This window comes from Bacteroidota bacterium (assembly GCA_018831055.1).
Classification (GTDB): domain Bacteria; phylum Bacteroidota; class Bacteroidia; order Bacteroidales; family B18-G4; genus M55B132.
This window is the reverse complement of the sequence record JAHJRE010000182.1, coordinates 1-14,717: the sequence shown is the minus strand read 5'-3', so window position 1 is coordinate 14,717 and position 14,717 is coordinate 1. Positions and strand designations below refer to the sequence as shown.

Here is a 14,717-nt window from a genome sequence, read left to right as displayed (position 1 = left end):
CGTATTCTTTTGTTTTCAATGAATGCTACTTCTTTTTCCGCCCGGCGTAAATAAACAGGTTTAGCAATTTCCTGAATTATTTGATGAGTAATACCTTTGACTTTCTTCAAAGCTGACTGGCCATCTCTGAAAACTGCCTCCGATGAGCCACACAAGTGTATAAGCCTCCGGCCTGTGACTGACCCTATCCCGGGTATCAGGGTTAATGCAATCTGATAAATCCGTTCATCCATATTGTCGATTATTTATACATTTATCCCTAAACTTTAAAAATATCCCACCCTGCGATCATGATTAATGAAAAAAAAATTCTTATTTGCCCGCTGGACTGGGGTTTAGGACATGCAACGCGCTGTGTTCCCATAATTTATATGCTTCAGGATAGCGGAGCGAAGGTTTTTATCGCCGGTGGAGGACGGGCTTTGGACTTCCTGAAAAAAGAATTCAAGGATTTACATTTCATTGATTTTCCTGGATACAATATTACATACCCTCAAAAAGGAAGTATGATCCGTCATATGATTATGAAGGCACCACAGATATTTACAGGAATTCGCAAAGAGCATCGGCAACTTGAAAAAATCGTTCAGGATTATGGCATCGACCTTGTTATTTCCGATAACCGTTTCGGATGCTGGAGCCGGAAAACCTTTTCGGTGTATATTACCCACCAGCTAATGATAAAGGTGCCGAAAAGCATATCATTTTTTGAATATTTCCTTCATCTGCTGCACTTATGTTTTATCAGGAAATTCGACCGGTGCTGGGTTCCCGATCTGCCCGATAAAATAAACCTTTCGGGAGATCTTTCCCACAAATACAAACTACCTCGCAATACGAGGTTTATTGGACCTCTTACCCGTTTCTCACTTGATAACCCGAACATAGACCCTATTGATGAACATGAAAATAAAATACTGGCTATCATCTCCGGACCGGAGCCACAACGATCAATATTCCAGGGAAAGGTTTTGCAGCAATTACAGTTGGAAAGAACAGGAGGTATCATTCTGGCCGGAATGACAGAAAAGCAGGATATTGATGAACCATCCCCAGATATACGTATCCTTAGTCACGCGGATACCCGGGAAATTCAAAACATGATGGCTAATGCCCGTCTTATTCTTTGCAGGCCGGGATATTCAACCTTAATGGATCTGCAGGTAAGCGGGAAAAAGGCCGTCCTTGTCCCCACTCCCGGCCAAACGGAACAACAGTACCTTTCCGAATGGATGGAACAACAAGGATATTATGTTCGTCTTGAGCAGGATCAACTCGGAAAAGCCCCGCTACCCTCAGATAATAATCTACCTACCCCTCCGGCAATCCTCCCTGAAATGAGACTTCTAAGCAGTGCTATTCATGATATCCTGAATAAAAAATGATCAATTTATCAGGATTGTTATAAATTTGCTAAAAAGAAACCCTACCATTATGCTCAATTTTATCACCTGGAATCCAGATCCCGAGATTTTTTCTGTGTGGAATCTTTCTGTTCGCTGGTATGGATTGCTTTTCGCCCTGGGTTTTGTCGCGGGGTATTTTATTGTCCAGCAGATCTTTAAATATGAGAAGATTCCGGCCAAACTATTAGACAAGTTGGCAACCTACATGATTATTGCCACGGTCGTCGGAGCAAGGCTTGGGCATTGTTTTTTTTATGAACCCCAATACTATCTGGACCATCCCTGGGAGATCCTGATGGTTTGGAAAGGAGGTCTGGCCAGTCATGGAGCAGCAATAGCAATAATTATTGCTCTGCTGATCTTTTCAAGAACATATAATCTTCCTTTTATATGGATCATGGACAGGCTTGCCATAGTCGTAGCCCTTGCAGGTGTATTCATTCGCACAGGAAACCTGATGAATTCAGAGATTTTTGGAAAACCGGCCGATGTATCCTGGGCTTTTGTTTTTCTCAGAAGTGATAGTATTCCAAGGCACCCAACACAAATTTACGAGGCCCTGGCCTATCTTCTAACGTTTGTTTTCCTTTATGCATTCTATTTTTACAAAAAAGGGAAACCAAGGCCTGGATTTCTGTTCGGCATGTTCATGATCCTGGTTTTCACATCACGTTTCCTGATTGAGTTTTTAAAGGAACCGCAGGTAAATTTCGAAAGCGATATGGTTTTGAATATGGGTCAATTACTAAGCCTGCCCTTTATTCTGGTAGGACTCGTAAGTGTTTTCTGGCCGGTTCGTAAACCGAACCATTTATCCTGATTTTTTAGCACTTTATTGTTTCTCTATTGGAACATTTCAAGGTTCTGCATCATAACCGAATCGATGGCTTGTCCCATTTCCTTTTGTCCTTCCTGCTTACTTACCTGTGACAAACGACTCAGGATATTAAAAGCCTGTTTGACGTAATTGCCATAGTAAGCATCCACAAAAGCCGGATCTAAGGAAGCATAGTATTCCAGTTCAGCCGAATACATATCTGTTAACTTTTGAGTGATCGCATTACCCTTTTCCACAGCGCCGGCAGCATAATATACTTCTGCATACGGAACCATCAGAATATCATAAGAAATCTTCTCATGAGGGAAATAATGCAAACAGGTATCCAATACTGCAACGGCTTCGTCAAATCGTTTTTCATTTACAAGAGCCTGAGCAAGCCGGATAAAGTTTTGCCTTGGCATCCTGGCATTCCGGTAGCTTTCCCTGTCAACAGTAACATCGGGATCGTTCAGATTACCAAAAACCGATTTGTTCATCAGGATATCATAGGAACCGTCTGTATAAACGCCCCCTATTCCCGGGATGAATTCTTTGGCCTTCACAGGCATGAACCTGTATACAAATCCTTCCATATGACAATAATCATCGACATCAAATACTTTGCTAAGTGAAGAAGGATTTGCAAGATAAATCGGCCGTTCCCAGTTATTAGAAGCCAGGAAATCGAGAAACATCAGGTCGTTCTTATACAAAGCGCCTTGTTTGATATTCCATGTGATTTCCGGGACAATCTGATCGGCAAGTTCAGGAGGAACGATACCATTCTGGACGCATTTAGCCGAATCAACAGTAAGTTTTATGCTTTTCGTTGGCAGGTAGTTGATTCTTTCCCCGTTCTGCAAAGGCCATTGAGTGCGGACATCGTCGCTGGCAATGAAATCAATAATATCTTTAAGTTCAACAGGCCCTTCAATGTTCCTGTTAATATATGGTATATACATATTCACCCCTTTATCGTATTGATCGGGTGTAAGAGTAAAATTCAGAGGGTCGGAATCATACACTTTCCTGCCCAATTGGTGAATATACCAGTAACCGGAGGCAAGCATATAATTGACTACTCTTATATCGGTTCTTACGCCTTCTACTTCCTGAACGTACCAAAGAGGGAAGGTATCATTATCGCCGTTGGTAATCAGGATGGCATTCTTTTCACAGGAATTAAGATAGTTTTTAGCAAAGTCGCGGGCTGCATATTTTCCTGAACGGTCATGATCATCCCAGCCTTCCTTTGCCATTATACCCGGCACCAGAATCAGAGTGACCAGTGTGACCAAAATGGCAGCCAATGTATTTGCTCCGGTTTTACGGGTAATTGCATTATATATCGAAAGCACACCCAAACCAATCCATATGGAAAAGGCATAAAACGAACCGACATATGCATAGTCTCTTTCCCTGGGCTGGTAAGGGTACTGATTCAGATACACCACGATGGCTATACCTGTCATCAGAAACAGAAGGGCCACAACAAGTGTATCTCTCTTGTTCGTATTCAGGTGGTAAAACAACCCGATCAAACCCAGGATAAGAGGCAGAAAATAAAACTTATTTTTTGCCGCATTGCTCCAATGATCCGGTAGATTATCCTGATCGCCAAGTCTGGCATTATCGATAAAAGGAATTCCACTGATCCAATTCCCGTTCTCAGGCTCACCCTGGCTTTCAATGTCGTTCTGCCGTCCTGCAAAATTCCACATGAAGTAACGGAAATACATATGTCCCAGCTGATAGGAAAAGAAGAAACGGAGATTATCGCCAAAAGAAGGACGCGTAACAACCTCAGAAGTTCCGTCGTTTTTATCAACCCTAACGGGGACACCTTTGCCCATGTAGTTCTGATACATCCTTTTGTGCTCCGGTTTCTGATCGCTCCACATCCTGGGAAACAAAGTAGTAAATCTGGGATCGTAAACCGGAATGCTGGCCTCCCGGGTATCGGTAACTATATATTTGCCTTTCTTCCGGTCTTTAACATAAACCGGTGTTCCGTCATCATAGTCCACAACAGGAGCATTATAATATTGACCGTATAAAATTGGCCAATCGCCATATTGCTCACGGTTCAGATAAGAAAGAAGAGAAATCGCATCCTCCGGACTGTTTTCATCGATGGGTGGATTTGCGTTAGAACGGATGATAAGCATGAAAAATGATGAATATCCGATTAACAGGAAAACAAATGCCAGTATAATTGTATTCAGAAGGACTTTACGTTTGCGGATTGAATAGAATAAACCCCAAAGGAGAATCCCGACAAGCAGGATAAAATAAATAATGGTCCCGCTATTAAAGGGTAATCCGACGGTATTGACAAAAAACAGTTCAAAAACGCTGCTTAGTTTAACTATACCCGGGATTATCAGATACATTATGACCGAAAGTATAAGGAAAGATAATAGCAGGGTAATAATTGCACCTTTTCCTGTTGGTTTGTATTTCCTGAAATAATATACAAATGCTATCGCAGGAATAGCAAGCAGGTTGAGTAGATGAACCCCGATGGAAAGCCCAACCAGAAAGGCAATAAAGATAATCCAGCGAAGAGCGTGTTTTTCATCAGCCACAGCTTCCCATTTCAGAATGGCCCAGAATACGATAGCTGTGAAGAAAGAGGACATGGCATACACTTCCCCTTCCACTGCAGAGAACCAGAATGAATCGGAAAAAGTGAAAGCAAGAGCTCCAACGAGTCCGCTTCCGATAACTGCATACATGCTGCCTCTATTCATTTCGCCATCCTTAACAACGATCTTTCTCGCCAGCATAGTGATCGACCAGAAAAGAAACAACACTGTGAAACTGCTTGAAAGGGCAGACATAGCATTGATCATCATTGCTACATTGGCGGTATCACCAAAGGCAAAGAGAGAAAAAAACCGCCCTATCAGCTGAAATAAAGGAGCACCCGGAGGATGTCCAACCTGCAACTTATAAGCAGTGGCAATATACTCACCGCAATCCCACCAACTTGCAGTAGGCTCAAGCGTAAAGAAGTATACAAGGGTGGCGATAAGAAAAGCAATCCATCCGAAAATGTTGTTGATCTTTTTGAAATTTTCCATGGGGCGGGTTTATAGATATGAATAATTGAGCGAAAATATAAATTTTTAAGGAAATAATACTTATCTTTGCACACCAAATTAAAACAGGGTGATTGTCCGATGGTGTAATTGGCAACACGTCTGATTTTGGTTCAGAAGAGTCCAGGTTCGAGCCCTGGTCGGACAACAGAACGGAAACCTACAAAGTGTGAGGGGACAAGAGTCCCCTCTTTTATTGGTATAATGATTGAAAAAGGACAAATAAAGCGTTTAGTTGAAAATCATCTGGAAGGAACAGATAAGTTCCTCGTTGATATTATTGTCAAACCCGGAAACAAGACTATGGTCATAATTGACGGAGATACGGCAGTAAATATCGACGATTGCAAATCATTAAGCCGGTTCATCGAAAGTAATCTTGACCGTGAAGCTGAAGATTTCGAGTTGAGTGTATCTTCCCCCGGGGCGGATTATCCGATTCAATTTAAAAGGCAATACAATAAAAACATCGGAAGAATACTTGACCTTGTACTGAATGATGACAACAAGATCGCGGGCAAACTGATCGCTGTAGCTAAAACAGGGATTGAAATAGAACCCAGACCTTTGGAGGAAAAAAAGAAAAAGCTAAAAAAGGCAGAATCAACAGAAACAGCAATAACATTGATTCCCTATCAGAATATAAAACAAGCTAAAGTCAGGATATCGTTTAAATAGAATTAGTTAGAAAAATGGATGTGATCAATTTAGTTGAAACCTTTTCGGAGTTTAAGGAATTCAAAAACATCGACAGGGAAACCCTGATGAAGATCATCGAGGATATTTTCCGGCATATGCTGGCGAAACGATTTGGATCGGATGAAAATTTCGATATTATTGTCAATATCGACCGGGGTGATCTCGAGATATGGCGGAACCGGGAAATTGTTGAAGATGGCGCTGTTGAAGACGAGAATACACAAATTGCGTTTTCAGAGGCCATAAAGATAGAACCCGACTTTGAGATCGGTGAAGAGGTCTCGGAAGAAATTAAGCTTCAGGATTTTGGCCGCAGGGAAATATTAACCATTCGGCAAAATCTGATGTCGAAGATTCAGGAATACGAAAAAGATAATATCTACGGTAAATACAAGGAAAAAATCGGAGAAATTGTCACCGGGGAAGTTTATCAGGTATGGAAAAAAGAGATTCTCGTTCTCGACGACGAATATATAGAACTCATTCTCCCGAAGTCTGAACAGATCCCTTCAGATTATTACAGAAAAGGAGATACGATCAGGGCTGTAGTTTCAAAGGTTGACATGAAAAACAACACACCGGTGATCATTTTATCGCGGACTTCTCCTGTTTTCCTGGAACGGCTGTTTGAATCAGAAGTACCTGAGGTTTATGACGGACTGATCACCATTAAGAAAATTGTACGGGTACCCGGAGAACGTGCCAAAATTTCTGTGGAATCCTATGACGACAGGATAGATCCCGTCGGAGCCTGTGTGGGAATGAAAGGAAGCAGGATCCATGGTATCGTTAGAGAATTGAAAAATGAGAACATCGATGTGATCAACTACACATCCAACCCCACTTTATATATCCAAAGAGCCCTTAGTCCTGCTAAAATCAGCTCCATTAATCTTGATGATGCCAATAAAAGAGCAGAAGTTTACATGAAACCAGACCAGGTTTCACTGGCAATTGGTAAGGGAGGATTTAACATTAAACTGGCTGGAAAACTTACCGGTTATGAGATCGATGTATACCGGGATACTGATATTGATTCGGAAGATGTAGACCTCCAGGAATTCAGTGATGAAATAGATCAGTGGATCATCGACGAATTAAAATCTATCGGTTGTGACACTGCCAAGAGTGTCCTGGAAATAAGTATTTCAGAACTTGTTAAAAGGACAGACCTTGAAGAGGAAACAATAAAAGAAGTTATCAGAATTTTAAAAGCAGAATTTGAATAAATCCCAATCAAGAAATAAATTCAGGATTCAGTAAATATTTGGTTAGATAATATGTCGGAAGATTCGAAAGCAATCAGATTAGGAAAAGCAGCAAAAGAGTTTAACATTGCGGTGGGCACGATTGTTGAAACCCTTTCCAAAAGGGGTTTTAAAATCGAGACCAATGCAAATACCAAGCTGACACAGGAGATGTATAGCATCCTGGAGAAAGAATTTCAGAAGGAAAAGATAGTAAAGGAAAAAGCCAGCAATGTAGAAATTGGTGGCGCTAAGCACACCATTGTTGCTGAAATTGAGCACCCTTCTGTCGAATCGGATGAATACGAGGAAGACAGGGAAATTGAAGAGATCATTATCAAGAAAACCACTTCTGATTATCCTACCAAGCCTCAGACAGTCCAGCCAAGCCCCGAAAAAGAACATGAACCCATCGATGCCAAACAAGTTACTGCAAAAAAAGAAGAAAAAGTAGTAGAAGTAGAAAAAGAAGAGAAAGAAGAAAAAGAGAAAAAAGAGGATAAAAAAGAAGAAGAAAAAGAAAAACCGGAAGAGGCACTGGTAGAGGAAGCTCCCGAAGAAGAGTCCGGCAATCTGAAAGTATTAGGCAAAATTGACCTTGACAAACTGAATCAGAAAACCCGGCCATCCCGGAAAAGCAAGCAAGAAAAAACCGAGAAGAAAGAAAAAGCTCCAAAAGAACCCGAAAAGGCTCCTTTACCTGAATCGAAAACAAAGGAAACTGAAGAAAAACCTGACAAAAAGCCTGAGATTACTGAGGTGAAAGAAGAACAGGCCCAACCCATAGAGGCTGAAATTAAGGCTCCGGTTGAAGGAGAAAAATCAGAGGAAAAGGAAACAGTTCAGGAAAAAAAGGAATCCAATTTTATCCCTACTGAAGTAGCCCGTCTTACCGGACCAAAGATCCTGGATAAGATAGAATTGCCTGAAGTAAAAAAGGCTGTTAAAAAACCGGTTGCTTCTTCCAAAGATGAGAAGGTTGCTATAAAAAAGAAGAAACGGAAGAGAATTCCTTCGGGTCAGCAACATGTTGATCACAAAACTTCAGAAGAAAGAGATACTTCTAAAGGGAAAAAAAGCAAGAAACAAAAGAAGGAAATCAGAAAACCTGAATTATCAGAAGAAGAAATCCAGAAACAGATCCGGGAAACATTGTCGAGGCTTAGCCCTACAGGCAAGTCGAAAACTTCCAAGCACAGGAGGTTAAAGCGTGCAGCTATTTCACAAAACCGGATAGAGGAGCAAAAAAAGCTTGAAGAGGCATCTTCAATCATCAAGGTTACAGAGTTTGTTACCGTGAATGAACTTGCCACCATGATGAATGTATCCGTAACGGATGTAATCTCAGCGTGTATGTCTCTTGGGTTATTCGTATCTATTAACCAAAGGCTTGATGCCGAAACGCTTACCGTTGTAGCGGAAGAGTTTGGTTATAAAGTTGAATTCGTGAGTTTTGAGGTTCAGGAAGCAATCAGCCATGTAGATGAGGAAGAAGAACATGGTGATGATTTTCTTGAGCGTTCACCCATTGTAACGGTCATGGGGCATGTTGACCATGGAAAGACCAAACTTCTTGATTATATAAGGCGAACCAACGTTGTTGCAGGTGAAGCCGGAGGTATTACACAGCATATCGGTGCCTACGAAGTAAAGCTTGAAAATAGAAAGAGTATTACTTTTCTCGACACACCTGGTCATGAGGCATTTACAGCCATGCGTGCCAGGGGGGCCAAACTTACCGATGTGGCCATTATCGTCGTAGCTGCTGATGATTCGGTGATGCCTCAAACCAAAGAGGCTATCAATCATGCCCAGGCAGCCGGTGTTCCTATTGTTTTTGCCATAAATAAGATTGATAAACCCAATGCCAATGTCGACAGGATCAAACAACAACTTGCCGACATGAATCTTCTGGTTGAAGATTGGGGCGGTAAATACCAGAGTCAGGAAATCTCGGCCAAGGAAGGTATAAATATTGATCTGTTGCTCGACAAAGTATTACTTGAAGCTGAAATGCTTGAACTTAAAGGCAATCCGGATCGCTATGCCATTGGAACCGTGATCGAGTCATCACTTGACAAAGGAAGAGGATATGTAGCAAAAATCCTGGTACAAAACGGAACCCTGCATATAGGAGATGTTGTTCTTGCCGGAGCATATAGCGGTAAGGTGAAAGCAATGTACAACGAGAGGAATCTGAGCGTTAAAGAAGCAGGTCCTTCATCTCCCATCCTGATGCTGGGACTGAGTGGGGCACCACAGGCCGGGGATGGATTCAACGTACTCAAAGACGAAAGAGAAGCCAGAAATATTGCAGCAAAACGACAGCAATTACAACGGGAACAGGGATACCGTACACAAAAGCATATCACCCTGGATGAAATCGGCCGCCGTATCGCGATAGGTGATTTCAAAGAATTAAACCTTATCGTAAAAGGCGATGTGGATGGTTCCGTAGAAGCTTTGTCAGACTCCCTCCTGAAACTGTCAACTGCGGAAGTTCAGGTAAACGTTCTTCATCGTTCCGTTGGAGCCATAACCGAATCGGATGTTTTGCTTGCATCCGCATCGGAAGCCATCATCGTTGGATTCCAGGTAAGGCCCACTCCCAGTTCACGTAAACTTGCTGAACAGGAGCAAATAGATATCCGACTGTATTCCATTATTTATCAAGCCATCGATGAGATCAAAGCAGCCATTGAAGGTATGCTTTCGCCGGAATACGAAGAAAAGATCACATGTAACATCGAGGTCAGAGAAGTGTTTAAGATAACCAAAGTGGGGACTGTTGCAGGATGCTATGTCCTCGATGGTAAAGTCACAAGAAACACTAAAGTCAGGATCATCCGCGATGGTATCGTTGTTTATTCAGGATACCTGGGATCCCTGAAACGCTTCAAGGATGATGTTAAAGAAGTGAATGCCGGCTACGAATGCGGTTTGAATATCGATAATTTCAACGATATTAAAGTAGGTGATATCGTTGAAGGATACGAAGAAGTTGAAATAAAAAGAAAACTGTAATCTAGCGGATAATTGTCTGTGACCGGTCCGGACCAACAGATACTATACCAATATCCACACCGGTTTCTTTCTCAATGAATGTTACATATTCCTTTAATTCTTCAGGAAGCTCAGAAAAATCATTGACATTTTCAACCGGGCGGTTCCAACCTTTAAACTCCTGATAAACAGGTTCAAGAGGCTCATGAGAATATTCATAGGGAAGCCTGTCTATATCCTTCTTCCCAAGCCGGTAGTGAATACTGGCTTTCAAAGATTCGAAACTGCTTAGTACATCGGTCTTCATCATGAAAAGCCTGGAAACACCATTCAGCATAATACTGTACTTCAATGCAGTAAGATCAAGCCATCCACATCTTCTCGGTCTGCCGGTAGTTGACCCAAATTCCCTGCCTGCTTCGCGCATTAACTCACCTTCTTTTCCGTTTAATTCGGTTGGGAAGGGACCACTGCCAACGCGTGTACAATAAGCTTTAAATACACCGAAAACCCTGCCAATTGTTTGCGGAGCAACGCCAAGTCCGGAACAAACGCCTGCAGTTATTGTATTGGAAGAGGTAACGAAAGGATAAGACCCAAAATCAATATCCAGCAATGTGCCCTGTGCACCTTCGGCAAGTATTCTTTTCCCTGCTTTCAATTCATCATTGATCATGAACTCGCTGTCAACCAAATGCAGATCGGGTATTTCTATTGCTGCCCGCAACCACTTTTCTTCATATTCTTCGAAATTCATCCCATCAATAACAAAACCATTCAGATCGAAGTTATAAAAATCCATGATATGCATATGGGTGTCTCTTAAAGCTTTATACATATCCATAAACCTTCCGGAAGGAATATCCCCTACCCTGATCCCATTCCTGGAAATTTTATCTGCGTATGTGGGGCCTATGCCTTTGAGGGTAGAACCAATGCGGTTATTACCCTTAGAAGCTTCGGAGGCAGCATCCAGCAAACGATGCGTAGGAAGGATCAGGTGAGCCTTCTTTGATATGTAAAGGTTTTTTCTGGCATCCACTCCGGCATTGTCGAGATTCATAATCTCCCATTTCAGAATATAGGGATCAACAATTACACCGTTACCAACTATATTCTTCTTATCCTGATTAAAAATTCCCGATGGAATAATATGGAGTATGAATTTTTTACTGTCAAACTCAATCGTGTGACCCGCATTCGGGCCGCCCTGAAAGCGGGCAACAATGTCATAATCGGGGCATAGAACGTCAACGATCTTTCCTTTGCCCTCGTCGCCCCATTGAAGGCCTAATAAAACATCAATCTTCATATTGTTTCAGTTTTTCCGTTTTCCGGCTTTTACAATGACCATAAAACGTTAACGAATGATGGGTAACATTAACTCCGAGAGTTTTTTCAACATATTCCCTGATCTCTTCAATCCTGGGATCAGAAAACTCATATACCTGCCCGTCATCCACACAAATAAAGTGGTCATGTTTCTTGAATTTATAAGATCTCTCAAATTGGGCGCAGTTATTGCCAAACTGATGCTTGGTAACAAGATTGCAATCAAGCAATAACTCAATAGTGTTGTAAAGTGTTGCCCTGCTGACCCTGTATTTATTGTTCTTCATCTTGATATAAAGGGTTTCTATATCAAAATGACCTTCGGTAGCATAGATCTCCTTTAATATCGTATACCGTTCAGGCGTCTTCCTGTGCCCTCTTTGCTCCAGGTAATCGGTGAAAATCCTTTTTACAGATTCAAAGGTATCTTTTGTTGTATCTTTCATCTGTCCAACTTTAAATTTCACCCTAAAATTAGAAATTTTTTTAATATGAATTTGGAATAAATAAAAATAATCAAATCCAAAAAACTCTATATTTTATTCCTCATCCTTAATTTTCAGGATTCAAGGTTTTCAGAAATTGGGCATATCGTTGTATAACAAGGCATTATTATTTTTACCGGCCATGAACTGCCAAATCCGTCCTGTCTATTCTTTTTACCGATTGAATCTCTTTAATTTCCTTGAGATTATCAATTAGTTGATTGAGAGTTCTTGTATCCTGGACATATAGCATTACTATGCCATTGGTCATTCCTTCCGAAGTATCCATAAGAAAAGACCGTATTCCGATATTATGCTTATCCGAAATGATTTCAGAGATTTGCCTTACCAGACCATTGCGGTCTATTCCTTTAATTGCAATTCCTGTCAGGAACCCTATCGCTTCATCGGTTTTCCATTTTGTCTTGACAATTCGGCTCCCATATCGCGACATATTTTCAATTGCCATAGGGCAATTAGTGCGATGAATTTCGATATTCCCTCTTGGCATAAGAAAGCCTATTACATCATCGCCGGGGATGGGATTACAGCATTTAGCAACATCATATTTCAATTCCTTCACATCATCGCCCAGAATCATCGATTCTGGCTTTTTCCTAAGCTGTTCAACGATCTTATGATTCAGGGTATCATGGTCTGAAGCACGGGATTTCGTAAAAGGGCGGCTAATATAGCGAAACCAGCTTCCCTTTTCTTCAGTTTGGCCAAAGTCCTTAATATCCTTCAATCGAATTCTTCCTTTATGAGTCTGATAATACAGATCCAGCTTGCTTTCGAATTTCATAAACTTCCTGAATTCTTCCAGCACTTCGGATGTTACATTGATATGATTTTGATTGAACAAATCGACAAGGATCTTTTTACCTTCAGCGGCATATTTCTTTTTTTCTTCTTTAAGGGCGGCTTTGATGCGGTATCTTGCACGTGCAGTCAATGCAAATGCAAGCCACTCTTCCTTTGGTTCCTGTTTTTTTGAAGTGATGATCTCAACCTGATCCCCGCTTTTCAGTATATGATTCAAGGGGACCAGGTTATGATTGACTTTGGCCCCTATTGCCTGATTTCCTACTTCGGAATGAACATTATAAGCGAAATCGATTACAGTAGAACCAACCGGCAAATTTTTCATCTCCCCTTTTGGAGTAAAAGTGATTATTTCGTCGGTATAAAGGTTCAATTTAAAATCGTTAACAAAATCCAAAGCATTCGTATCTTCCTGGGTAAGCATATCCCGAATTCTGTTCAGCCAGGCATCAACAACGCCTTCGCTTGTACCGTTGGTTTTGTATTTCCAGTGTGCTGCATATCCTTTTTCTGCAACTTCATCCATTCTTTCGCTCCGGATCTGAATCTCCACCCATCTTCCGGTCTGACTCATCACTGTTGTATGCAGCGCTTCATAACCATTAGCCTTGGGGGTTGAAATCCAGTCACGCAATCTTTTTTGATTGGGCCTGTAATAATCTGTAATAGCTGAATATACCTTCCAACATTCTACTTTTTCACGCTCCTGAGGTACGCTGATGATGATCCGGATAGCAAAGATGTCGTATACTTCTTCAAAAGGAATGCCCTTAACACGCATTTTCTCCCAGATAGAATAAATACTCTTTTCCCTGGCAATGATCTTTGATTCAATCCCCTGATTGGCAATTACTTTTTTAATGGGATAAATAAACTGATTAATGAATCTCTTCCGGTCTTCCTGGGTATCTTTGAGTTTCTGACTGATTGTCCGGTAAATTTCCGGATCGGTATGCTTCAGTGCAAGATCTTCCAGTTCGCTTTTAATGGAATACAATCCCAACCGGTGTGCGAGCGGGGCGTAAAGATATAATGTCTCAGAAGATATCTTCAGTCGTTTTTCCACCGGGAGAGCTTCCAGGGTGCGCATATTATGAAGACGGTCAGCAAGCTTGATCAGAATTACTCTGACATCATCGGCCAGAGTCAGCAGCATTTTCTTGAAATTCTCAGCCTGAAGGGTTGTATTGGTTAAATCCATGATCCCGGAGATCTTGGTTAAACCATCGATAATACGGGCAATTTTATCTCCGAACATACCCCGTATATCCTCCAAGGTATAATCCGTATCCTCCACCACATCATGCAACAATGCGCATACGATGGATGTAGTGCTCAGCCCTATCTCTCCTGCTACAATCCTGGCAACTTCAAGCGGATGAAAAATATACGGCTCTCCGCTTTTCCTGCGCATATCCTTATGTGCATTCACAGCAAGATTGAATGCTTTCCGGACCAATTGCTTATCTGCAGGCTCTTTTTTTGCCGTCCAGGAATTTAAGAGGTCTCGATACCGGCGAAGTATTTCTGTCTTTTCTTTATCTGCATCAACCTGATACATTGATCTGTGCTTTCCGGGTCTTTGTTATTCCTACAAAATTACACTAATTTAACAAATCATGGATTCTACGGGTTCAATAATAAATAGTAAATTTGAATACTCATAATCCAGGAATAACAGATGAAAACAACTCTTTTATATTTCTTCATCCTGGTATGTTTACCTCTTTCCCTGCTTGCCACCCACCAGAGAGCAGGGGAAATAACCATGAAACATGTCAGCGGTCTCACCTATG

General features: G+C 41.4%; 10 protein-coding genes and 1 tRNA gene. 6 read left to right on the top strand and 5 right to left on the bottom strand.

Annotated elements, in window-relative coordinates:
* A partial coding sequence (locus KKA81_11800; protein ID MBU2651611.1) for a DNA-protecting protein DprA occupies window positions 1–233 on the bottom strand: 233 nt, incomplete at its 3' end.
* A 57-nt stretch (window positions 234–290) separates the two neighbouring features.
* Here KKA81_11800 and KKA81_11795 point away from each other — a divergent pair.
* Together KKA81_11795 and lgt are read left to right on the top strand one after the other, a co-directional pair.
* Window positions 291–1,385 (top strand): glycosyl transferase family 28, encoded by a 1,095-nt coding sequence (locus KKA81_11795; protein MBU2651610.1) that lies wholly within the window; start codon window positions 291–293, stop codon window positions 1,383–1,385.
* Window positions 1,386–1,434: 49 nt separating this feature from the next.
* Window positions 1,435–2,226, top strand: coding sequence for a prolipoprotein diacylglyceryl transferase (lgt, locus tag KKA81_11790; protein MBU2651609.1), 792 nt, complete (start codon window positions 1,435–1,437; stop codon window positions 2,224–2,226).
* A gap of 23 nt (window positions 2,227–2,249) precedes the next feature.
* On the opposite strand, the gene KKA81_11785 is transcribed toward lgt, so the two are convergent.
* The gene (locus KKA81_11785) at window positions 2,250–5,312 is read right to left on the bottom strand and encodes a DUF2723 domain-containing protein (GenBank protein ID MBU2651608.1); all 3,063 of its coding nucleotides are present in this window, start codon (window positions 5,310–5,312) and stop codon (window positions 2,250–2,252) included.
* Between the two features lie 93 nt (window positions 5,313–5,405).
* Between KKA81_11785 and KKA81_11780 the strand changes: the two genes are divergently transcribed.
* The 4 genes from KKA81_11780 to infB all read left to right on the top strand — a co-directional run bounded on the left by KKA81_11780 (window position 5,406) and on the right by infB (window position 10,300).
* Window positions 5,406–5,478 (top strand) — tRNA-Gln (locus KKA81_11780).
* Window positions 5,479–5,534: 56 nt separating this feature from the next.
* A complete protein-coding gene (rimP, locus tag KKA81_11775) occupies window positions 5,535–6,008 on the top strand; it encodes a ribosome assembly cofactor RimP (GenBank protein MBU2651607.1) in 474 nt (157 codons plus the stop codon).
* Between the two features lie 14 nt (window positions 6,009–6,022).
* Window positions 6,023–7,258, top strand: a complete 1,236-nt coding sequence (gene nusA / locus KKA81_11770) for a transcription termination factor NusA (protein MBU2651606.1) — start codon at window positions 6,023–6,025, stop codon at window positions 7,256–7,258.
* 51 nt (window positions 7,259–7,309) lie between these two features.
* Window positions 7,310–10,300, top strand: a complete 2,991-nt coding sequence (gene infB / locus KKA81_11765; GenBank protein ID MBU2651605.1) for a translation initiation factor IF-2 — start codon at window positions 7,310–7,312, stop codon at window positions 10,298–10,300.
* A gap of 1 nt (window position 10,301) precedes the next feature.
* Here the strand turns inward: infB and KKA81_11760 are convergent, their stop codons facing one another.
* The 3 genes from KKA81_11760 to KKA81_11750 all read right to left on the bottom strand — a co-directional run bounded on the left by KKA81_11760 (window position 10,302) and on the right by KKA81_11750 (window position 14,482).
* The gene (locus KKA81_11760) at window positions 10,302–11,591 is read right to left on the bottom strand and encodes an adenylosuccinate synthase (GenBank protein ID MBU2651604.1); all 1,290 of its coding nucleotides are present in this window, start codon (window positions 11,589–11,591) and stop codon (window positions 10,302–10,304) included.
* Window positions 11,581–12,057 (bottom strand): transcriptional repressor, encoded by a 477-nt coding sequence (locus KKA81_11755; protein MBU2651603.1) that lies wholly within the window; start codon window positions 12,055–12,057, stop codon window positions 11,581–11,583. The genes KKA81_11760 and KKA81_11755 overlap by 11 nt, the downstream gene beginning before the upstream one ends.
* Before the next feature lie 172 nt (window positions 12,058–12,229).
* On the bottom strand, window positions 12,230–14,482 hold the full coding sequence (locus tag KKA81_11750) for a RelA/SpoT family protein (GenBank protein MBU2651602.1): 2,253 nt from the start codon (window positions 14,480–14,482) through the stop codon (window positions 12,230–12,232).
* Between the last annotated feature and the right edge of the window lie 235 nt (window positions 14,483–14,717).